19 protein-coding genes are annotated in these 20,538 nt (G+C 68.2%); 9 read left to right on the top strand and 10 right to left on the bottom strand.

Features of this window, described 5'->3' with window-relative positions:
- The first annotated feature begins 11 nt into the window (after nucleotides 1-11).
- Nucleotides 12-1,751, top strand: a complete 1,740-nt coding sequence (locus tag BLA15945_RS24580; protein WP_174993568.1) for an FAD-dependent oxidoreductase — start codon at nucleotides 12-14, stop codon at nucleotides 1,749-1,751.
- A gap of 204 nt (nucleotides 1,752-1,955) precedes the next feature.
- Entirely contained in the window at nucleotides 1,956-2,834 is an 879-nt protein-coding gene (locus BLA15945_RS24575) for a hypothetical protein (RefSeq protein WP_059241219.1), read from the top strand.
- Nucleotides 2,835-2,883: 49 nt separating this feature from the next.
- Here the strand turns inward: BLA15945_RS24575 and BLA15945_RS24570 are convergent, their stop codons facing one another.
- Both BLA15945_RS24570 and BLA15945_RS24565 read right to left on the bottom strand, forming a co-directional pair.
- Nucleotides 2,884-3,729, bottom strand: coding sequence for a lysozyme inhibitor LprI family protein (locus BLA15945_RS24570; RefSeq protein ID WP_059241220.1), 846 nt, complete (start codon nucleotides 3,727-3,729; stop codon nucleotides 2,884-2,886).
- Between the two features lie 72 nt (nucleotides 3,730-3,801).
- Nucleotides 3,802-4,782 (bottom strand): bifunctional helix-turn-helix transcriptional regulator/GNAT family N-acetyltransferase, encoded by a 981-nt coding sequence (locus BLA15945_RS24565; protein ID WP_174993567.1) that lies wholly within the window; start codon nucleotides 4,780-4,782, stop codon nucleotides 3,802-3,804.
- Between the two features lie 258 nt (nucleotides 4,783-5,040).
- On the opposite strand from BLA15945_RS24565, the gene BLA15945_RS24560 reads away from it, so the two are divergent.
- Nucleotides 5,041-5,418, top strand: a complete 378-nt coding sequence (locus tag BLA15945_RS24560) for a S26 family signal peptidase (protein ID WP_059241222.1) — start codon at nucleotides 5,041-5,043, stop codon at nucleotides 5,416-5,418.
- An 87-nt stretch (nucleotides 5,419-5,505) separates the two neighbouring features.
- Here the strand turns inward: BLA15945_RS24560 and BLA15945_RS24555 are convergent, their stop codons facing one another.
- Nucleotides 5,506-7,941, bottom strand: a complete 2,436-nt coding sequence (locus BLA15945_RS24555; protein ID WP_174993566.1) for a PEP-utilizing enzyme — start codon at nucleotides 7,939-7,941, stop codon at nucleotides 5,506-5,508.
- Between BLA15945_RS24555 and BLA15945_RS37890 the strand changes: the two genes are divergently transcribed.
- Entirely contained in the window at nucleotides 7,940-8,074 is a 135-nt protein-coding gene (locus tag BLA15945_RS37890) for a hypothetical protein (protein WP_256087687.1), read from the top strand. The genes BLA15945_RS24555 and BLA15945_RS37890 overlap by 2 nt on opposite strands.
- A 215-nt stretch (nucleotides 8,075-8,289) precedes the next feature.
- Nucleotides 8,290-8,682 (top strand): surface-adhesin E family protein, encoded by a 393-nt coding sequence (locus tag BLA15945_RS24550; RefSeq protein WP_174993565.1) that lies wholly within the window; start codon nucleotides 8,290-8,292, stop codon nucleotides 8,680-8,682.
- A gap of 163 nt (nucleotides 8,683-8,845) precedes the next feature.
- Here BLA15945_RS24550 and BLA15945_RS24545 read toward each other — a convergent pair whose 3' ends face one another.
- The 4 genes from BLA15945_RS24545 to BLA15945_RS24530 are packed head-to-tail and all read right to left on the bottom strand — an operon-like array spanning nucleotide 8,846 to nucleotide 12,306.
- Nucleotides 8,846-10,021 carry an osmoprotectant ABC transporter ATP-binding protein OsmV gene (locus BLA15945_RS24545; RefSeq protein WP_059241225.1) on the bottom strand — a complete coding sequence of 392 codons (1,176 nt, stop codon included), beginning with the start codon at nucleotides 10,019-10,021 and terminating at the stop codon, nucleotides 8,846-8,848.
- Nucleotides 10,018-10,671: an ABC transporter permease gene (locus tag BLA15945_RS24540; RefSeq protein WP_174993564.1), complete on the bottom strand. Its 654-nt coding sequence runs from the start codon at nucleotides 10,669-10,671 to the stop codon at nucleotides 10,018-10,020. Before BLA15945_RS24540 ends, BLA15945_RS24545 begins: the two co-directional genes overlap by 4 nt.
- A 10-nt stretch (nucleotides 10,672-10,681) precedes the next feature.
- Nucleotides 10,682-11,593, bottom strand: coding sequence for a glycine betaine ABC transporter substrate-binding protein (locus BLA15945_RS24535; RefSeq protein WP_059241227.1), 912 nt, complete (start codon nucleotides 11,591-11,593; stop codon nucleotides 10,682-10,684).
- Entirely contained in the window at nucleotides 11,590-12,306 is a 717-nt protein-coding gene (locus tag BLA15945_RS24530) for an ABC transporter permease (protein ID WP_174993563.1), read from the bottom strand. Before BLA15945_RS24530 ends, BLA15945_RS24535 begins: the two co-directional genes overlap by 4 nt.
- Before the next feature lie 51 nt (nucleotides 12,307-12,357).
- Here BLA15945_RS24530 and BLA15945_RS37885 point away from each other — a divergent pair, with 51 nt between their 5' ends.
- Complete coding sequence (locus tag BLA15945_RS37885; protein ID WP_256087691.1) at nucleotides 12,358-12,489, top strand: hypothetical protein; 132 nt, start codon at nucleotides 12,358-12,360, stop codon at nucleotides 12,487-12,489.
- A gap of 436 nt (nucleotides 12,490-12,925) precedes the next feature.
- Here the strand turns inward: BLA15945_RS37885 and BLA15945_RS24520 are convergent, their stop codons facing one another.
- Nucleotides 12,926-13,855 (bottom strand): agmatinase, encoded by a 930-nt coding sequence (locus BLA15945_RS24520; protein ID WP_174993562.1) that lies wholly within the window; start codon nucleotides 13,853-13,855, stop codon nucleotides 12,926-12,928.
- Nucleotides 13,856-13,907: 52 nt separating this feature from the next.
- Nucleotides 13,908-15,209 (bottom strand): MFS transporter, encoded by a 1,302-nt coding sequence (locus BLA15945_RS24515; RefSeq protein WP_059241230.1) that lies wholly within the window; start codon nucleotides 15,207-15,209, stop codon nucleotides 13,908-13,910.
- 163 nt (nucleotides 15,210-15,372) lie between these two features.
- Between BLA15945_RS24515 and BLA15945_RS24510 the strand changes: the two genes are divergently transcribed.
- Nucleotides 15,373-16,323, top strand: coding sequence for a LysR family transcriptional regulator (locus BLA15945_RS24510; RefSeq protein WP_174993561.1), 951 nt, complete (start codon nucleotides 15,373-15,375; stop codon nucleotides 16,321-16,323).
- Between the two features lie 10 nt (nucleotides 16,324-16,333).
- Here the strand turns inward: BLA15945_RS24510 and BLA15945_RS24505 are convergent, their stop codons facing one another.
- A complete protein-coding gene (locus BLA15945_RS24505) occupies nucleotides 16,334-17,428 on the bottom strand; it encodes an AraC family transcriptional regulator (protein WP_174993560.1) in 1,095 nt (364 codons plus the stop codon).
- A 252-nt stretch (nucleotides 17,429-17,680) separates the two neighbouring features.
- Between BLA15945_RS24505 and BLA15945_RS24500 the strand changes: the two genes are divergently transcribed.
- Entirely contained in the window at nucleotides 17,681-19,072 is a 1,392-nt protein-coding gene (locus BLA15945_RS24500; protein WP_059241233.1) for an APC family permease, read from the top strand.
- A 47-nt stretch (nucleotides 19,073-19,119) separates the two neighbouring features.
- Nucleotides 19,120-20,517 carry an aspartate aminotransferase family protein gene (locus BLA15945_RS24495; protein WP_059241234.1) on the top strand — a complete coding sequence of 466 codons (1,398 nt, stop codon included), beginning with the start codon at nucleotides 19,120-19,122 and terminating at the stop codon, nucleotides 20,515-20,517.
- The last annotated feature ends 21 nt before the right edge of the window (nucleotides 20,518-20,538 follow it).

Below are 20,538 nucleotides of genomic sequence, written 5' to 3'. Positions count from 1 at the left end.
GGGCGGCCATCATGCAAGGCGATCGACACGATTGCGCCGGCGACGCCACGTACGACGTGGTGGTGGTCGGCTCGGGCGCGGGCGCGATGACGGCGGCGCTGCGCGCGCACGATCAGGGCCTGTCGGTCCTGATCGTCGAGAAAAGCCCCGTGTACGGCGGGACGACGGCCGTTTCGGGCGGCGGCATCTGGATTCCCTGCAACGACCAGATCGCGGCGCTCGGCGGAAACGATTCGTATGACGAAGCGATTGCGTATCTGCGCGAGGTCGTGGGCGAGGACTTCGACCGGCCGCGTATCGATGCGTATCTCGAGCATGGCCCGAAGATGGTCGCGTATCTCGCGCAGCACGCGCAGACGCGCTTTCACGCGGTGCCGCGCTATCCCGACTACTATCCCGATCGCGTCGGCGGCAAGCCCGGCTACCGGACGATGGAGCCGGCGGCGTTCGACGCCGCGCGCCTCGGTACGCATTTCGACACGCTGCGCGCACCGTCGCCGGCCACGCTGATCGCCGGCCGCATCGCGATGACGCAGATCGAAGCGCACACGATCGTCACGAAGGAGCGCGGCTGGTTGCGGCTCACCGCGCGCCTGATGCTGCGCTATGCGACCGATTTCCGCTGGCGCCGCCGCACGGCGCGCGACCGGCGCCTCACGCTCGGCAATGCACTGGTGGCAAGCCTGCGCGCGGCGCTCGCGCAGCGCGGCATCGCGCTGTGGCTCGACACGCCGATGCGCGCGTTGCAGTCCGACGGCGCACGCGTGAACGGCGTGGTCGTCGAACGGAACGGTCGCACGGTCGGCATCCACGCGACGCACGGCGTGGTGCTCGCATGCGGCGGGTTCGAGGCGAACCAGGCGATGCGCGAGCAGTACCTGCCGAAGCCGACGCGCGCCGAGTGGAGCGCGGCGCCGCCGATCAATACCGGCGACGGCATTCGCGCGGGGCTCGCGCTGGGCGCCGGCGTTGCGCTGATGGATTTCGTCTGGGGGGTGCCGACGGTGCGCGTGCCGGGCGAGGAGAAGCAGCGCGGGCTGTTCGTCGAGCGCTCGGCGCCGCGCTGCGTGATGGTCAACGGGCTCGGGCGGCGCTTCGTCAACGAATCCGCGCCGTACCCGGACGTGATCCACGCGATGATCGCGGATCATGCGCAAACGCAGGCCTGCGTGCCCGCGTGGCTGGTCTTCGATGCCGAATACCGCCAGCGCTATCCGTGCGGCGTGCTGCTGCCTGGCAGCGTGCAACCGGACAGCCGGATCCCGGCCGGCTGGCTCGACTCGGTCATCTATCGTGCGGACACGCTGGCCGAACTGGCCGCGAAGATCGGCGTGGACGCCGGCGGTCTCGCGCAGACCGTCGAACGGATGAACGGTTATGCGGCAACCGGCATCGATGCGGAATTCGGCAAGGGCGGCAACCGGTTCGACCGCTACTACGGCGATCCGTCGTCGAAGCCGAACCCGTGCCTCGGGCCGATCGAGCGCGCGCCGTTCTACGCGCTGCGGATCGACCCGGGCGAGATCGGCACGAAGGGCGGGCTGCGTACCGATGCGCATGCACGCGTGCTGCGGCCCGACGGCACGGCGATCGACGGCCTGTACGCGCTCGGCAACACGTCGGCGGCCGTGATGGGCAAGACCTATCCGGGCCCCGGCTCGACGATCGGCCCGGCGATGACGTTCGGCTACGTGGCGGCCAACCACATTGCAGCGGTGCGGCAGCCCGCGGGCGAGGCCTTCAGCGGCTAGCGTCTGCCCGGGCGAACGCGCGCCGGGTGGTCCGCCGTTGATCGCCCGGCCCGACTTCGCCTCCCGAACGCTGCCCGGAATGGCACCCGAAAGATCCGGATGACAGCGTTTGTAAAGTCGGACAGAATGCCCCGGCCTGTCGTGCATTGGTGAAAGTTGCATCGAACAACAACCATCCGATCATTCCGACTGGGGGCCCGCGATATGTCCCATCCCGTGTTTCTGGAGAGTCCGCCGTGGCCGCGCATGCCCGAAGGCCGCAAGGGGGAATTGAAGTCCTACTTCGCGGCGGGCGGCCCGTCGCTCGAATCGAACGCGTTCATCCCGCTGTTCTGGCGCGTGCTGTTCGGGCCCGACGATATCCGCTTCGCATACTGCATCGACGATTTCGATCCGGATGACGAGGCGGCCGAGCTCGACGAGTATCTGGAGAGCGCAACGCCGGAGGAGCGCGATGCGCGCTATCCGTATCTGGTGACGACGAAGGCGAGTGCGCTGGCGCGCGCGGCGGCCCGCCGCGAGTCGCTCGTTGCGCTGCTCGGCGATCGCTACCGCACGATCTACGACGCGTTCGTCGACTACGTGGCCGCCGCGTTCGGGGAATTCGTGCTGGTGCGCACGAGCGGCTTGCCGGACGTGAGCGACAGCAACGACGCGTTCGCGACCGAGCTTGCGCAGGTCGCGCGTCTGGAGCAACAGCGGGCGCCCGAGGCGGGCCTCGCCCAGGAGATTCGGGCGTTGCGTCGCGCGGCGGATGCCGACGCCGTATGGCGCACGACGGGGGTAGGCGACGCGCATGCGGACGTCGATCCGTGGCCGAGCCGGGCGCTGGCCGATGCGTTTCCCGCCTGCGCGCCGCGCGCGCGACAGGAGGTAGAAGCCGCCCGCGACACCCCGGACAAGCCGCGCTACCGGGAGGGCCGGCTCGACAAGGCGCTCGAATGGGTTGCGGTCGGCGTGTTCGCCGCGGCGTTTCTCGGGACGTGGATCAAGACGAATTCGATCTGGCTTTCGATCCTGGTGACCCTCGTCGTCACCGGCCTGTTCATCTGGGGGATCGTGCGGATGCAGCGCATCAAATGAGCGGCGGCTGCGCGCCGCGATCCGCACGCGCGGGCGTTGCGCAACGGCGTCAATCGGCGCCGATCCTGTCCTCGGCAGACACGAGTTGCCGCAGGCGGGCGGCAGCCTCGTCGCGCGTCTCGATCGCGACGGACGGCGGCACGCCGGAAGCGCTGGCCTTCGGGTAAAGCGCGTCGATCAACGGCGGTTGCGCGGCGACGAACGCACGCCATTTCTGCGACGACGTCCGCATGGTGTCGCGCGATCCGCGCGGCAGGCGGCGTTCGATCGCGTTCGTCACGTCGTCGATATCCTGCATGTACAGCGGCGTGGCCTGCGCTGCGCAACGGCCTTTCGCGTCGAGCCCGGTGAGCGCCGCGCAGTGCTCGCGTTCGAAGCGCGCGCCGCGTTGCGGAACGGCGGTGACGCGCCCGGTCGATTCGGCGGTCGAAGGCGGCAGGCGCCCGGCCAGGCTGAAGCCGCGCGCCGCGCGATCCGCTTCGAAGCGCTGCAGCGTCAGCGCGCGTTGCTGCGTCAACGCCATCACGTCGTTCGCATTCATCGGCGCGTAGACCGTCCCGTGCGTCGTCGCATAGACGGCGCCGATCAGCTTCAGGTCGGCGTCGCGGCGGGCGAGCCACGCGCGCTGCGCGTGCAGCAACGCCGGCCGGTCCGCCGCCGGCAGCCCTGCCTGCAGCGCGCGATAGCTGGCGTTGAGTTGCGCGTCCCACGCACGGCCCGCATCGTCGACGCATTCGGTCTGGCCGCCTGTCGACGCGTGTTCGGGATCGTTCAGGCACTGCGTGAGCTTCCGGTCTATCCGGTGGGTGCCGGTCGCGGCATCGGGTTGCGCGGCAACGGCGGCCGGCGCGGCGGCCGCCGCGCAGAGCATGAGGGCCGCGACACGTTCGAGCATGGGTGAGTCCTTTTTTGTTCGAGGCGAGCACGATGGCGACATTCGACACGACGCGAAGGCTGTCCGCCGACATCAGCCGCCGGATGGCCCGGGCCGGCTGAAACGCTGCTCGACCACCTCGGTTCCCCAATGCGTGCCCGCAGATTCGTTGGTCAGCGTAAAGCCGAACGATTCGTACAGGTGCCGCGCCGCATCCAGCCCCTTGAACGTCCACAGATAGGTTTCGCGAAACCGCCGTTCATCGACGAAACGCATCGCCAGCGCCATCATCTGGCGGCCGACGCCGGACCCGCGCAACGCATCGTTCACGATGAACCAGCGCAGGTGCGCGACGCCGGTCGCGGGATCGCCGTCGATCGCGAGCGACGCGAGCGTCCGGCCGTCTTCCTGGCAGAGCCACAGTGCCTTGCCGTCGGCCGGCAAGGTGCCCGCAAATTCGGCCAGCTCGGTTGCCACCCGCTTTTCGAAAAAGGCGCCGAAGCCCCAGTGCTCCGCATAGAAGCGGGCGTGCAGGCTCGCGATATCGCCGATACAGCCCGGCTGGTAGCCTTCGCGAATCGCCGGCGCGTCGACGGTTGCCGCGGGCGCCCTGGCTGCGTTGTCCTGTGCGAGGGCATCGGCATACAGCGCGAGCGAGCGCAGCAGCGCCTGCTGGTCGGCCGGAATCATGCGGCGCAGCGCATTCGACACCTGATCGGTCGCGAACGTGTCGATTCTTTTCTGGAGCTTTTTCCCTTCGGCGGTCAGGTACAGCTCGATCGCACGCGCATCCTCGCTCGACACGCGCCGCTCCACGACACCGGCCGCCTCGAGCCGCGCGAGCTGGCGGCTCGTGTTCGATTTGTCGAGCCGCAGGATGGCGCCCAGATCCTTCGCGTTGATGCCGGGCGCCATCCCGATCTCGAGGATGGCGTGAACGGCCGACGGCGCCCAGTCGCTGTCGGCCAGCGTCGCCCGCATGAAGCCGAGCTCGCGCACCAGCTTGCGCGAGAAGTCGCGCAGCTCGAGGATGGTTGCGTCGCGCGGCTTGGCGGGCGCGTCGATGAGGTCCATGGTCAGCCCCAGAAGGTTGCGTATCGCAATCAATAATAGTTGCGAGTCGCAACTTGATCAAGGGGGTTTTCAGGTGAGCCGGTTGACCCGGCTCCCGCGCGGATCGACGCACCCGGACCCGCCGCACCGGGCCGAGACGGGTACTGAAGCGGATGGCCGCGCGCGGCGAATTGGACGCATACTGGGCATCGCTGGCCGACCGGCGGGCAGGGGCGTCGACCGGGCGCCGACCGGCAACCGCGGACCACGGAGATCACCATGAACAAGCTGTTGCCGATGACGATTGCGTTGCTTGCCGGAGGCGGCATCGGTGCGGAGTCGCTCCACGCCGCCGGCAGCATGGATGCGCTGCCCTGCAGTGCGGCGCATGCGGCGGATCAGGGCGGCGGGAACGCCGCGATGCCGGGCACGTCGGTCCGCAGTTTCTCGACCGCCGGCTGTTCGGGCGCGGTGCTGCAGGGCGAGCGGGCCACCGCGACGGTCAACGGCGACCGGGTCGAATTGCGCGACGGCATCGTCTACGTGAACGGCCGCTCCTATGGCGCGGTCACGCCCGCGCAGACGGTCGAATACGAGGCCGCGCACGACCGGCGCACGTTGAAGGTCGACGGAAAAATCCGCACGCCGCTGCGTTGACGCGTACCGGCTCCCGCGCGGGACAACCGCCGCGCGTCATGCGCGTCCGGATCGCCGCGCCGGCCCCTTCGATCCCCAGGCGGGCATCTATTCGACCAGCGTCAGCTGGCCGTCGCTGAGCCGCACCTCGCGCCCGACCCACTCGGCATCGACACGCGGCAGCACGGCCGACGGCTTGCGCAGTTCGCGCAGCAGCGTCGCGCCATGCGACAGCCGGCCGCCCATGCGCGCGATCACCGCGCGCGCGGCCTGGTATTGCGCGTGCCGGCCCGGGTCGAGCGAGTCTTCCAGCAGGATGTCGTGGCCGAGCACACCTTGCATGTGGCCCGGATAGATCATGAAGCCGGCGGCTTCGTCGGTGCCCTCGCCGCCGTCCTGCCAGAAGCTGCCGTTGCGCTCGCGTCGCTGGGGATGGGGCGCGAACCAGGTGTCGCGATCGGCGGCCGGCATCGCGTGATGCAGGCGGAAGAACACGCGCATCAGGTTGTCGCGATACCACTCGCGCACCTGCAGATACCAGCCGCGCATGCCGGGCGCGCCGAGCGCGTGCAGCACGCGGATGGGCAGCGGCCAGTCGGGAAACGCCTGCAGCGGCAGGTCGGTGGCCGCGGCGCGCGCGGTGCCCGGATCGGTTTCCCACGGCAAGCGGTGCGGGCTGTTGTCGAGCTGGCCGTATGCGGTCGGCGGACGCCCCCACAGTGCGCCGCCGCTGCTGGCCAGCGATGAAGCGATGCACAGGTTGCCCTGCACGACGAACACGTAGAAGCGCGTGAACCAGTCGGCCAGTTGCTGGCCGTCGGTGCGCTGTTCGACGAGCGCCGCGAGCTCCTGGTCGAAGCGCTGCAGGCCGTGCGCGAGTGTCGGCAGATGCCCGCGCGCGACGCGCAGCATGCGCCAGAACACCGGCAGCGAACGCAGCAGGCGCAGCGGCCGCCAGCGCAGCGGCGGCGTCGCGCCGCCGATTTCGCCGCTGTAGTTCGCGGCCGATACCCCCCAGTCCGCGAGACGGGCGAGGAACAGGTCGTTGTTGATGTATGACGCGTCACCATAGAGCGCGGTGAACGGCTCGTTGTCGCGCAGCACGCGCGCATCCCAGCGCGCCATGATGGCCGGGATGCTGCCGGCCGCGCGACGTTGCGCGTACTCGACCAGCCGGCTCGGCTGCGGCGGCAGGATCTCGGCGATGTTCGCGGCGGTCAGGTGCCGGTGCCAGCCGTAGCTGCTGATCGGGCGGTACTGCAGCAGCCACAGCCGGGTGCCGTCCCACGCCCATTCGACATCGCCCGGCACGTAGTGGAACGCGCGCAGCACGCGTTGCAGGAACGCCCACAGCTGCTGTGCGGTCAGGCCGTGCGTGTCCGGAAACGTGCCGCGCTGCCAGGGTTCGCCGAGCCGCGACAGGATGGCGCGCTGCGGGCTCGCCTGCCCGTCGGCGAGCGTTTCGAGGTGGCCTTCCACCCATTCGACTTCGGCGGCGAGATGGCGCACGAACGCGATCCCGGACAGCACGGGCGTGACGAAGCGCTGCACGACGGCTTCCTCGAGGCCGCCGTCGAGCAGCTCGGCCACGCGCGCCGCTGCCTGCGACGCCGGCACGCGCAGGAACGTCGTGTGCAGGCCCGCGTTGGCCGCATCGGCCTGGTCCTCGCCATGACTCGACGAGCGGACCGCCCATTCGGCGTCGGGCTGGTTCGCGAGAAAGCCGGGCAGGCGCGGATCGTCGGCGCGGGTCAGCGACAGCGCGGGCGGCACGGGCAGCCCGGCCATCGCGGCCAGCGCGAGGCGCCCGCCTTTCGTATGCGCGACGAAGCCCGTGTCGCCGGCTTCGAGCCACTGCGCGAATGCCGCCGGCGCATCGATCCACGGATAGTGGCCCCAGCCGGGCTGCAGCGTGACGGTGAGATCGGCACGCGCGAGGATCGCGGACCACGCGGCAGCCTGGCGCACGCCGAGCACGGCGTCCTGATCGCCCCACACGAGTTCGATGCGATCGTTGATCCACTCGAGCAGCGGCAATGCGGTATCGGCGCGCACGAGATCCCAGTGCGGCAGGAACGCGCGGCAGCGCGCATAGCCGGCGCCCATGCGGCGATATTGCGCGGGTGTCCAGGTCTGGTTCGAGAACTTGCGGGCGAACAGCGCCGGGTGGTGCGCGAGCAGCCAGTGGATGGTCTTGCGTAGCGGCTTCGGCGCCATCAGCTTCGGCAGGCGCCGTTCCCACAGGAACGCGCCGACCGGTGCGAGCAGCACGCTGCGGCCGAAGTGGCCGGGGCGCCGCTGCAACGCGTGCAGCACCAGCAGCGCGTTCACGCCGACCGCCATGATCGCGTGGCCCGGTTCGGTCGCGTCGAGCAGGGCTTGCGCGTAGGCGGCGAGGTCCTCGCACGGCGGCGCGGGATGGTCGCCGAAGCCCGGCAGTTCCAGCGGCACGGGCCGGTAGTGACGGAAATGCGGCAGCGCATCGTCCCACCAGTCGGCCGCGCTGCCGTTGCCGGCGAGGAGATACAGGATCGGTTTGCTCATGAAGGCTTCGCCGGTCGACGATCGTCGCGGTCGTGCGCGCCTGATCGAGGCGGCGGCGACGGCGGAGGTCACGGCGCTCGTTGGTGTTGTTGTGCCGATGCGAGTGGAATGGAAGGGCGGCCCGCTCGGGTGAATGGTTGCGGGCATTCTACGCGAGTCGATTTCATGCGATTCGCGATGCATTCCGGGGGGTGAATGTCTTCGATGCGCGATCGAGATGCGCGACTGGTTTTCGGTCAGTCGAAAGGCTTCAGGCGCCGGTGAAAAAAACGACACGCGAATGTCGCATCGGCGCAGAACGTAGAATCAGGCTGCTGGAATTCACCGAACGGGATTCAAGGGAAGACAATGAAAAGAAGCTGGATCGCAGGGGGATGGATTGCGCTCGTCGCCCACGGCGCATGGGCCGGGAACTGGGTCACGCTAGGCCCCGGACCGGCCGTCGAGCTTTATGCCGATCCCGCTTCCGTCGAACGTGGCCCGCTCAATACGTGGGTGACGGTCAGGCTCGTCTATGCCGAACCGCGCCGGTACTCGGCGCCGTTTCCGGTGAAAAGCATCGTTTCCGACTGGTCGTTCGACTGCGCGAACAAGACATGGGCATTGGGCAAAACGAGCATGACCGGAACACAGCCGGGCCAGGTTCATGTTTCCCGCGAAGATCCGGATGATTACCGCTATGTCGAGCGCGACTCCATCCAGACGCTGGTCATGGATTACGTGTGCAAGCAATCCGGATGACGGAAATGGCGTCCGCGTGCCGGTTTTCGTATGGCAGGTTTTGATGGAAGGTTGTTCAAGCGGCGAGTGATCGCCAGACCTGGCCGCACGTACGCGTGCATCGCGCATGCCATCGATTCGCTTCCCGGAGCCGGTGCGGCGGCGCACCGGCTCCGGAGACGAATCAGTGCGTGGCGGCCGCGGCGACCGCATCGGCGGGACTGCCCGGCGGCTGGCCCGTCTGCCGGCGCGAGCGGCCCGAGCTGAGGTACGCGGCGATCGAGTCCTGCGTGATCTCGCCGAGCCACACGCCGTCGGGGTCGAGCACCGGCATCCACGATGCGCTGTACTGGTACATCTTCGACAGCACGATCCGGAGGTTGTCGTCCGCCGAGACGCCGGCGGGGAACGGCGTCACGTGTTCGCCGCACACGCCGCCGCCGGTGCGTGCCGCGCGGCGCGTCACGTAGCCGAGCGTGCGGCCGGCGTCGTCGAGCACGGTCAGGTAGCGGCAGTCGGTTTCGTCCATCACCGCCAGCGCATGCGCGAGCGGCGTATCGACGCGCGCCGTCGGGGGCTGTGTCGCGGCGTCGCCGGCCTTCACGAGCAGCAGGCGCTTGAGCGTGCTGTCCTGGCCCACGAACTGCGCGACGAATTCGTCGCGCGGGCGCGCGAGCAGCGTGTCGGGGTGGTCGTACTGAACGAGCTGGCCGCGCCGGAACACGGCGATGCGATCACCGAGCTTGATCGCTTCGTCAATGTCGTGGCTGACCATGATCACGGTCTTGTTCAGTTGCCGCTGCATCTGGAAGAACTCGTTCTGGATCGATTCGCGATTGATCGGATCGACCGCGCCGAACGGCTCGTCCATCAGCAGGACGGGCGGATCGGCGGCCAGCGCGCGAATCACGCCGATGCGCTGCTGCTGCCCGCCCGACAGCTCGCGCGGATAGCGTTTCAGGTACAGCTTCGGATCGAGTGCGACCATCGACATCAGGTCGCGCGCGCGGTCGGCGCAGCGCTTCCTGTCCCAACCGAGCAGGCGCGGCACGACGGTGATGTTCTCCTCGATCGTCATGTTCGGGAACAGCCCGATCTGCTGGATCACGTAGCCGATGTGGCGCCGCAGGTCGACTTCGTCGAGCTGCGCCGTATCCTCGCCGTTGATGAGCACGCGGCCCGACGTGGCGGCGATGAGCCGGTTGATCATCTTGAGCGTGGTGGTCTTGCCGCAGCCCGACGGACCGAGGAACACGCAGATTTCCCCGGCGGGCACCGACAGGCTCACGGCGTCGACCGCGCGCACGGCCTGGCCGTCCTTGCGCGTGAAGGTCTTGGTCAGTTGGTCGAGTTCGATCATGTCTTCTGCACTCCCTTCGGTGTCAATGCCCGCTGCAGCATCTGCAGCAGCCGGTCGGCGACGATCGCGAGCAGGCTCACGAGCACCGCGCCCACCAGCAGTTTCATCATGCTGCTCTGCCCGATGGCGCGCAGGATCAGCGTGCCGAGGCCACCTGCGCCCACCACGGCGGCGATCGTCATCACGCCGATGTTCATCACGACCGCGGTGCGCACGCCCGCAAGAATCACGGGCACCGCCAGCGGCAGGTCGACGAGCCGCAGGCGCTGCCACGCGGTCATGCCGATGCCGGTGCCGGCTTCCTTGATCCCCGCATCGACGTTGTGCAAGGCCAGGTAGGTGTTGCGCATGATCGGCAGCAGCGAGTAGAGGAACACGGCCGTGATCGCGGGTGCGGCGCCGATGCCCTGGCCGAAGCGCGAGAAGAACGGGATCAGCAGGCCGAACAGTGCGATGGACGGCAGCGTGAGCACGATCGTGGCGATGCCGAGCAGCGGCCCGGCGAGCCAGTCGTGGCGATTGATGAGGATGCCGAGCGGCACGCCCGCGACGATCGCGCAGCCCACGGCGATCGCGACGAGCCACACGTGCTGCAGCGTCAACTGCAGCAGCTCGGGCCAGCTCGAGGCGAGATAGTCGAATACGCTCATCGGGTCTCCTTCACGGTAGCGGATGGGTGCGCAGGAACGCGTCGGCGACGTCGCGCGGCGATTTGCCGTCGAGGTCGACCGCCTTGGCCATCGCCTGCATCACGTCGTTGTCGAGTGCGGCCGACAGCGCGTTGAGCTGCGCTGCGAGCTTCGGGTTGCGCTCGAGCGTGTCCTTGCGCACCACGGGCGTCGCGTTGTACGGCGGGAAGAAGTGCTTGTCGTCCTCGAGCGGCACGATGCCGAAACCCTTTACGCGTCCGTCGGTCGTGTACACGAGGCCGATCTTCAGCTGGTTGTTGTGCAGCGCCGTGTAGACGAGCCCCGGGTCCATCTGCTTCAACTGCGCGCGGCTGAACTGCATGCCGTAGGCGGCAAGCAGCGGCTTCAGGCCGTCGGGACGGTTCGCGAATTCCGCGTCCATGCCGAACACGTAGTGTTTCGCGGCCGGATCGGTCTTCAGGTGCTCGGCGAGCTGCGATACGGTCCGGATGCCGGTCGCCTGCGCGAGCCGGCTCGGCAGGCCGATCGCATAGGTGTCGTTGAGCGGCGACGCGTCGAGCCACACGAGCCCGCGCGGCACGTCGAGCGCCTTGACGCGCCGGTACATTTCTTCGGGCGAGAGCTTGTCCTGGATCTTGTTGTAGACCAGCGCGGCCGTGCCCGTGTAATCCCACATCAGGTCGAACTGGCCGTTTTCCAGCGCGCTGCGCGCAAGCGTGCTGCCGAGGCCCGAGCGGACTTCCACGTCGTAGCCGCGCGAGCGCAGATATTGCGACGTGACTTCCGCCAGCACATATTGCTCGGTGAAGTTCTTCGCGCCCAGCACGAGCTTTGCGGCGAAGGCCGGCGCGCCGGCCGCGAAGCACAACGCGCCGGCGGCGCACAGGCGTGCAAGCGATCGAAGGGTGCGGTGAAGCGTCATGCCGTACCTCCGTGGCGTGCGAGCCAGTGGCGGCTGCCGGCCGCGACGATACCGTCCAGCACGAGCGCGAGGATCGCGGTGAGCGACGCGCCGAGCAGCAGCAGCGGCTGGTTGTCGAGGTAGATGCCGGGGAAGATCAGCGAGCCGAGGCTGTCCGCGCCGATCAGGTATGCGAGCGGCGCCGTCCCGACGTTGATCGCGAGCGCGGTGCGTACGCCGCCGACGATGATCGGCAGCGCGTCGGGCAATTCCACGCGAACCAGCGACTGCCAGCCCGTCATGCCGATGCCTTTGGCGGCCTCGCGCAGCGCGGCCGGTACGTTCTTCATGCCTTCGTAGGCGTTGCGCGTAATGGGCAGCAGCGACGCGAGGAACAGCGCGACGATCGCGGGCACGCTGCCGATGCCGAAGATGCCGAGTGCGATGGCCAGCACGGCGAGCGACGGGATCGTGTTGCCGATGTTGAAGACCTGCATGAAGCGCTCGGCCTGATGCTGAAAGCGCGGGCGGCTCAGCAGCACGCCGGCCGGCACGCCCACGACGACTGCCAGTGTCATCGAATAGACGACCAGCAGCATGTGCTGGCCCGCGTAGTAGGCGAGATCGTCCGCGCGCTGGCGGAAGGTGTCGGCGCCGATGCCGCGCGCCAATGCCCATCCGACTGCGATGATTGCCACCAGGCTGCCCACCAGCTGGACAGTGCGTCGAGTCATGAAGATACGCCTCCTCAATCCGGTGCGGCACGCGCGCAGGCACACGCCGCGATGACGCCGAATGGCGTCGCGATGGAAGTTCGTGATCCCGGCATGGCCGCGATTGAACTGACGGAAACAGTGCTGCCGGCTGCACCGATGTGCGGCTGGCGGTCGGGTGAACGCGATGCTGCGTTCGTCTGATTGTCAGGTTCGGCCCGGCGGCGCCGTAACGACGAGGCGCGTTCGAGCAGGGCACCGTCCTGCGAAGACGGCATGGATGCGGGCGGCTTGAAACCGACCGCTGGGGCCGGTGGCCCCTTTGACGTGGCGAAACGGATGCGTACGCAACGAAGTGCGAAATGACATCACGTTGCGCACGAGATCATGCGTTTTGTGATGAAGTTGGGGCGAGTATAGAGCAATCGATGAATCGCGTCTACCGTGGGGAACGATCGCGGCGATGGGTGGCCGGTCATGCGGCGGCGGCGAAGAGGGTCGCACCGGAGTGCTGAGGGAAATAATTCGAATTCCGAATGATGTGGTGAGATCGTTGCCTGGATGAAGCTGTGCCAGGCCGTCTCCGAACATGTTTCGCCGAAGCGCCCGCGCTCGTCGGACGCCTCGACGCCTGCAGCCGTTACCGCGCCATGCGACGCGCGCTCGTGCCGATCACGTTGGTCAGCAGCCGCACGATCGTCAGTGCGGTCATCTCGCGCACGTCGAGCGCCGGGTGATATTCGACGACGTCGATCCCCGCGAGGCGCGTCTGCGCGCACAGGTGGCGGAGGATGCCGCGCGTCTGGTGGAACGTCAGGCCGCCCGGCATCGGTGCGACCACGCCCGGCGCGATGCCCGGGTCGAGGCCGTCGATGTCGACGGTCACGAACCACGGCGCGTCGTCCACCAGGTGCCGCGTGACGGCTTCGATCCCTTCATCGTGCACGACGTCGGCCGGCACGAGCACGTTGCCCGAGCACAATGCGTCTTCCACGTCGCTCGTGCGTGCGCTGCCGCTGCCGCGCAGGCCGACCTGGACGATCCGCTTGACGAACGGCATCTCGCGAATGCGCCGGATCGGGCTCGAATAGCCGTGCCGCTCGCCGTCGACTTCGTCGCGAAAGTCGAGGTGCGCGTCGAACTGCAGCACGTTCAGCGGCCCGTACGCGTCGAACGCGCGCACGCAGAGCGCCGGAATCGAGTCGTCGCCGCCGAGCACCACCGGAATCGCGCCGCGCGCCAGCAGCGACGCGACGGCGGACGTGACGGCCGCCGCGTTGCGCGCGACGTCCAGCGTGCCGGGCAGGTTGCCGCAATCGACGCACGTCGCGCCCGTGTCGCCGAACAGCGTGCCTTGCAGGTCGAAGTCATAGTGTCCGACCTGCCGCCCGTAGCGGAAGCTGCGCTCGCGCACCTTGTCGGGCGCGTTGGACGCGTCGCAGTGCAGCAGCGCCGGGCCGTACGGCACGCCGTAGGGCGCGCCGAGCACGGCGAACGTGGCGGAAACCTTCTCCGTGTCCTGCTCGGAACCCTGGGCAAGAAACGGCACCTTCGGTGAATCGCAAAGCATGTTTTCCTCGTTGAATAAGCGGGCGGATTGCGCGTGAACGGCTGCGTGCCCGTCAGTCGGCGACGACGTGCTCGAGCACGTCCGAACGGATCGGCCCGAGCATGAAGATGTAGATCAGGCAGCCGATGATCGCCATGACCGACGCCGAGATCAGGCCCGGCGTGAACGAGCCGGTCGCATCCTTCAGCAGGCCGATCACGGCCGGGCTCGCGATGCCCGCGAGATTGGAGATGCAGTTCTGGAAGCCGGCCACCGTGCCGGCCACCGAGCGTTCGCCGCGCGCGGACACGTCGGCTGGCAGCGCGAGAATGCTCGACGTGGCGACCGACACGCCGAAGAACGCGATCGACAGCAGCAGCAGCGCGAGCCAGGCCTGCGACGCGAGCCCCGCGAGGCCGATCGTTGCGCTCAGCGCCATCCCGACGACGATGCAGAACTTGCGCGCGAAGTTCAGGCCGTAATGGCTCGCGGCGATCCGGTCCGAGATCCAGCCGCCGACCCACGAGCCGACCAGCCCCGCGAGGCCCGGCAGAATGCCGTAGAAGCCGAGCTGCAGCAGGCTGAAGCCGCGCTCCTTCACGAGGTAGGTCGGGTACCACGTGATGAAGAAGTAGACGACGTAGCCCTGGCACGCGAAGCCCAGCGACATCGCCCACACCACGCGCGACGTGAACAGCTCGCGCCACTTGATGCGGACCGGCGCACGCTTTTCGGTGGGCGCATCCTGGCCGACGTGTTTCGCTTCGGCTTCGTTGACGAAGCGGCTCTGCGACGGAAACTCGCTCGCGACCAGCAGCCAGACGACGACCCACAGGAGACCGATCACGCCGGTGAAGATGAACGACGCGCGCCAGCCAAACGCGGTGATGATGGCCGTGCAGATCGGCAGGGCGATCAGCGTGCCGCCGCGCGCGCCGCAATCGTAGATGCCGGACGCGAGGCCGCGTTCGGTCGGCGGAAACCACCGCTCGACGAATTTCGTCGCCGACGGGAACGCGCCGGCTTCGCCGACGCCGAGCAGGAAGCGCAGGCCGAGCAGCGATGCGCCGCCGCGCGCGAGGCTCGTCGCCATCGTGAACGCCGACCACCACACGACGGCGCCCGCGAACACGAGTTTCGCGCCGAACCGGTCGACGAGCATGCCGGCCGGGATCTGGCACGCCGCATAGGTCCAGAAGAACGCGCCGAGGATCAGACCCGATTCGGCGGACGACAGATGCAGCTCCGTATTCATGTACGGCAGCGCGACCGCCAGGTTGGCGCGGTCCATGTAGTTGGTGACGATCGCGAGAAACGCGAGGAACACCATGAACCACCGGAATTTCGTGGGCTTCTGCGCCCGTGAGCTCGACATAGTCTGCATCGTTGTGTCTCCCGACCTGCCCGTTGCGGCCGCTTTTGTGTTCAAAGCCGTGATTTCATCGAATTCCGGCCTGTTCCGCCAATACATTGTCGGACCGCGCCCTATAACCGTGGGTTATGCTCTTGCGCGTATCCAGCGTCGAAGAGAGGGGCACATGGCAAGGCGAACGCTCAACTATCACCAGGTCGAACTGCTGTACGAGGTCGTGCGATGCCGGACGCTGACGGCGGCGGCACGCAACCTGCACATCTCGCAGCCGGCGGTGACGAAACAGTTGAAGGTGCTGGAAGAAAGCCTCGGCGTCGAGCTGTTCAAGCGCGAGAAGGGCCGGCTGCTGCCGACGGCCGAAGCGATCCTGCTGTTCGAGCAGACCGAGCGGACCAACGCGAGCCTGCATGCGCTGAACGAACTCGCGGACGGGTTGCGCGCCGGCACGCTCGGCCGCCTCGGCATCTGCGCGTATCCGGCGGTGACGGAGCGGCTGCTGCCCGAAGCGATCACCGTGTTCCAGGAGACGTATCCGAAGGTGTTCGTCGAAGTCGCGATCGAGAACGCGGAGCGGATGCTCGATCTCGTCGAGAGCCAGCAGATGGATCTCGGTATCTGCGCGCCGTTTCGCGCGATGCGCAACGTCACCGAGCAGCACCTGCTCGATTCGACGATCGTCTGCGCGATGCGCGCCGACGATCCGCTGGCGACGCGGCAGACGGTGACGCTCGCCGATCTCGAAGCCGGCGGGCTGACGAGCGTCGATGCGCTGGAAGGCATTCCCGAACTCGAGGCGCTGCTGTCGGCGTCCGAGAACCGGCACGCGATCCACGCGCGCGTGTCGAGCTCGGCGCTCGCGTGCCGGATGGTGCAGCTCGCCGGGCGCCGCGCGATCGTCGACAGCCTGACGGCGGCATCGATCGATGCGACCGGGCTCGCGTTCGTGCCGATCGAGACGATTCCGCCGCGCCGTATCGCGATGCTGCGCCCGTCGCTGCGGCCGGGCAGTGCCTTCACGGAAGCGTTCTGCCGGATTCTCGAAAGCCAGGCGAAGCGGCTTCAGGCCGACATGACGCGGCGGTGCGCGCGTCCGCGGCGCGTCAGGGCGAAGCGGTAGCGCATCCGGTTCACGCGTCGACGTCCGGGTCTGCGCGCGGCGTCCTGCCGGTCCAGCGCCGGTACGCATGACGGAAGCTGCGCGGCTCGCTGTAGCCGAGCCGTTCGGCGATCGCGGCCACCGTCAGCGTGTGATCGTCGAGCAGCCGTACGGCTTCGTCGCGACGCACGTCGTCGAGCAGCGACTGAAACGTGATGCCGTCCTTGTCGAGCCGCCTGCGCAGCGTGCGTTCCGTCAGGTGCAGTGCGCTGGCGAGCGACGTCATCGACTTGAAGCGCGCGAGGTCGCGCGCCATCAATTCCTTCGCGCGATCGGCGAAGCGCGTGCCGACCGACGCGGCCCACTGCCGTTCGAGCACCTCGCACTGGCCGTGCAGCGCATTGAAGCTGACTGCGTTCGCGAGGCGCGGCGCTTCCGTGCCGTTCACGGACGTGAACACGAGACGGTTGTCGCCCGCGTTGAACGCGACCGGGCAGCCGAAGTGGCGCGCGTAGTCGGTCGCGTTGCGCGGCGTGCGGCGCGCGAGCTGCAGCTGTTCGGGCCACACCGGCTTGCCGACGAGATCGGACACGATCAGGCGCAGGCTGGACAGGCACATGTCGACCTGGAACACCTCGAGATCGGGCTCGCCGTTGTAGCGGCCGATGGTCACGCTCATGCCGCTCGCGTGCGCGTCGATGCGCACGTCGAAATAGAGCCCCATGAACAGCGGAAACTGGCCCATGCACCGGAACGCCTGCATCACGGAGCCGCTGATCAGCATCGCGTAGCCGGCGAGGCCGAGCGTCGACACATGCAGACGCGCGCCGATCGACAGCCCGATCGACGGCACGCCGCTGCAGCGCAGCAGGTTGCGGAAGCAACGTTGTTCCTGGCCGCGATTCACGTGCAGGTTCGGCGATGCGACTTCGTCCGCGCCGAGCCCCGTGCCTTCGAGCAGCGCGGCGCCGTCGATGTGCCGCACGCGGCACTCGTCCAGCGCGACCGCGATCGCGTGGACGGTGGCCGGAATGTCTTCCTGGCGCCCTGCCGGGCGCGCGAGGCCGAGCGCCGAACGCAGGCTGCGCTCGGCCCGGCTCTGGTTTCGAAGGGAACGGCTGTTCATGGTGCCGATGCGGTGACGGGGTCGCGTAGAACATAGCCGGAATGTCCGAAAAATGCCAGTGCCGCACAGCAGCATGCACGGCTCAATGGCGCGATGCCTGGCATCGTGTCCGAAAATATCCCCCGATTACGTCCGCTTTTCTCATTCGTCCTCGAGTTTTTGGCGAACCACACTTTCTTCCAGTCGTGCTCTGCCGGCCGCGCCGGACGCACGCGTGTTTGAGGTCATGGACGCCACCCACGTGAGGACAGCATGGACAACGACAGGCCCGGTCGAACCGCATCGGTCGCCGCGACGCATGACTTCGGCGCGCAGGCGTATCGGAGCGACCCGGACGAACGCCGCAAGCCGCATGTGCTCGGGCTCTCGACGCTGGTGATCTTCGGCCTCGCGTACATGCTGCCGATGACGGTGTTCACGACCTACGGCCTCGTCACGAGCGAGACGAACGGGCACCTGACGGCCGCGTACGCGGTCACGCTGGTCGCGATGCTGTTCACCGCGCGCAGCTACGGCCACATGGCGCGGCTGATGCCGAGCGCCGGGTCGGCCTATACGTTCGCGAGCCGCAACTTCGGCACGTCGGCCGGCTTCATGGTCGGCTGGGCGTTGCTGATGGACTACCTGTTCATTCCGATGATCAGCTACCTCGCGATCGGCATCTACATGAAACAGATTTGCCCCGGCGTGCCGGCCAGCGTGTGGATCGTCGGCAGCATCGCGCTGGTCACCGGGCTGAACATCGTCGGCATCCGGCTCGTCAATCGCGTGAACCTGATCCTGATCGCGAGCCAGCTCGTGTTCATCGCGATCTTCGTCATCGCATCGACGCATGTCGCGACCGGCGAAGGGCTGTCGATGGCCATCGCGCTGCCGTCGTCGGGCGATGCGCGCGCGATCTTCGCCGGCTCCGCGATCTTGTGCCTGTCGTTTCTCGGCTTCGATGCGGTCACCACGCTGTCCGAGGAAACGCGCGAGCCGCGGCGCACGGTGCCGCGCGCGATCCTGCTCTGCACCCTCGCGAGCGGCCTGCTGTTCATGCTGATCGCGTATGCCGGTCAACGGGTGTTTCCCGACTGGCACGCGTTCAAGGATCTCGATTCGGCCAGCCTCGAGCTGATGGGGCGCGTCGGCGGCCGCACGCTGTCGGCGTTCTTCGTCGCGGTGTACGTGGCCGGCTGCTTCGCGAGCGCGATGGCCGGGCAGGCAAGCGTGACGCGCGTGCTGTTCGCGATGGGCCGCGACCGCGTGCTGCCCGAACGCGTGTTCGGGCACCTGCATGCACGGCTGCGCACGCCGGTGCGCGCGACGCTCGCAGTGGGCTTCGTCTCGCTGTCCGCGCTGTTCATCACGCTCGATCTTGCGTCGACGATGATCAGTTTCGGCGCGCTCGTTGCGTTCGCGGTCGTGAACCTGTGTGTGATGCGCAGCTATCTGAGCCGGCCCGAGCACCGTCAAGCGGCGGGCTGGATCACGTTCGGCCTGATGCCGGCGGTCGGCTTCGCGATGAACGTGTGGCTTTGGGCGGGGCTGTCGCGCCAGACGTTCTACGTCGGCATCGGCTGGCTCGTGCTCGGGCTCTGCCAGCTCGCGTGGCTGACGCGCGGCTTCACGCGCCCGGCGCCGACGCTGTCGATGAATTGAACGACCGGCCGCGCGCCGGTTCTGAAACCCTGAAGGAGGAGTGACCCATGAACGCTGTTGACGTCAATCTCGATGCGGACCTGCAGGCGCTCGGCAAGCGCCATCTGCTGATGCACTTCACGCATGCCGATGCTTACCGCGAGAACGCGCTGACCGTGTTCGACCGCGGCGAAGGCTGCTGGCTCGTCGACCGCAACGGCAAGCGCTATTTCGACGGGCTGGCCGGGCTGTACTGCGTGCAGGTCGGTTACAGCCACGGCGCGGAGATCGGCGATGCGATCCGCGAGCAGATGGTGCGGCTGCCGTTCGCGACCAACTGGGGCTACGGCCACGAGCCGGCGATCCGGCTCGCGCACCAGCTCGCGGCGCTGGCGCCGGAGGGGCTGAACCGCGTGTTCTTCACGTCGAGCGGCTCGGAGTCGAACGAATCGGCGATCAAGCTGGTGCGCCAGTATCACCAGTCGCGCGGCGAACCGCAGCGGCGCAAGTTCATCGCGCGGCGCGTCGCGTATCACGGCACGTCGTTCGGTGCGCTCGCGCTGAACGGGATGACGAACTTCCGCAAGCATTTCGAGCCGCTGATGTCGGGCGTGCGGCATGTGGGCAATACGAAGCGCTACGGGCGCCCGGCGGGCGAGACGGAAGCGCAGTTCACGCGCCATCTGCTCGACGAGATCGAGTCGCTGATCGTGCAGGAAGGGCCGGATACGGTGGCCGCGATCGTCGTCGAGCCGCTGCAGAACGCGGGCGGCAGCCTGACGCCACCGGCCGGCTACGCGGCCGGGCTGCGCGACATCTGCGACCGGCATGGCGTGTTGCTGGTCGCGGACGAGGTGATCTGCGGGTTCGGCCGGCTCGGCGAGTATTTCGGCTCGGCGCGCTACGGGCTGAAGCCGGACATCATCACGTTCGCGAAGGGCATCGCGTCGGGTTATGTGCCGCTCGGCGGGGTGATCGCGAGCGACGCCGTAGTCGACACGGTGCTCGACGGGCCGCAGCAGATGTTCCTGCACGGCGCGACGTACGGCGGCCATCCGGTCGCCTGCACGGCCGCGCTCGCGAACCTCGCGATCATGGAACGCGAAGGCGTGCTCGCGAACGTCCGCAACAACGAAGCCGTCTTCCGCCAGACGCTCGACGGGCTGCTCGAACTGCCGTGCGTCGGTGACGTGCGCGGCGACGGTTACCACTACTCGCTCGAACTCGTGACCGACAAGGCCGCGCGCCGCTGGGCGGCCGGCATCAGCGCGCAGGCGTTCGTGTCGACGATGCTCGCACCCGCGATCTTCGACGCGGGGCTGTTGTGCCGCGCGGGCGTCGATCACGAAGGCACGCCGATCGTGCAGTTCTCGCCGCCGCTCGTGATGTCGCGCGACGAAATCGTCTGGTTCGTCGCGCAGATCCGCGACATCCTCGTCGACACCTATGCGCGGGCGACGCGCTGAGCGCGGCATCTTTCCTGTCAG

Source organism: Burkholderia arboris (assembly GCF_902499125.1).
GTDB classification, from domain to species: domain Bacteria; phylum Pseudomonadota; class Gammaproteobacteria; order Burkholderiales; family Burkholderiaceae; genus Burkholderia; species Burkholderia arboris.
Note: the sequence above shows the minus strand (reverse complement) of the source record. Positions and strands in the feature narration are given on the sequence as shown.